This window comes from Bradyrhizobium ferriligni (assembly GCF_056837965.1).
On record NZ_JBXEJO010000217.1, the window covers coordinates 1 to 574 of the forward strand.

Consider the following 574-nt stretch of genomic DNA (forward strand, 5'->3'; position numbering starts at 1 on the left):
CGTCTATACATTGCACTATAAATTGGATCGGTGTTAAAAGGAATAAATTAAGAAATGGAAGGGTTAATAATGATAAAATTGCCAGAAAAGCAAGAAATAGTAAAAGCTATTGGATCCCTGAGAAACAACAAAGCACCGGGAAATGATGAAATGACAGCAGAGCTTTTCAAGATCGATCCCATCTTAGCTGCAAACATATTAGAGCCACTGTTTGCAGATATCTGGGAGAAAGAAGAATTGCCTAAGGATTGGACTAGGGGTACTGTGGTGAAAATCCCCAAGAAATGAGACCTAACAGATTGCAATAACTGGAGAGGAATCACGTTGCTTTCAATCCCAAGTAAGATATTCTGCAAAATTGTCATAATGCGAATACAAGAAGCAATAGATAAGTGTCTACGAATGGAGCAAGCAGGATTTAGGAAAGGAAGAGGAACAAATGAACATATATTTACCCTGCGTAACATTTTAGAACAATGTAGCGAGTGGCAAAGGACTATATACATCAACTTTATAGATTTTGAAAAGGCATTCGACAGCGTCCACAGAGACAGCCTATGGAAGATACTAAGAC

At 38.0% G+C, this 574-nt stretch carries 1 protein-coding gene and 1 pseudogene; both read left to right on the forward strand.

Annotated elements, in window-relative coordinates; all coding sequences use genetic code 11:
• Positions 1–150 precede the first annotated feature (150 nt).
• The gene (locus AC1VNY_RS42555) at positions 151–288 is read left to right on the forward strand and encodes a hypothetical protein (protein ID WP_482409680.1); all 138 of its coding nucleotides are present in this window, start codon (positions 151–153) and stop codon (positions 286–288) included.
• A 24-nt stretch (positions 289–312) separates the two neighbouring features.
• Positions 313–574, forward strand: a pseudogene (locus AC1VNY_RS42560) (RNA-directed DNA polymerase); the annotation flags it as partial.

Excerpts from the sequence above, each read along its gene's own strand:
- AC1VNY_RS42555 (WP_482409680.1), top strand. The coding sequence starts at position 151 with ATGACAGCAGAGCTTTTCAAGATCGATCCCATCTTAGCTGCAAACATA.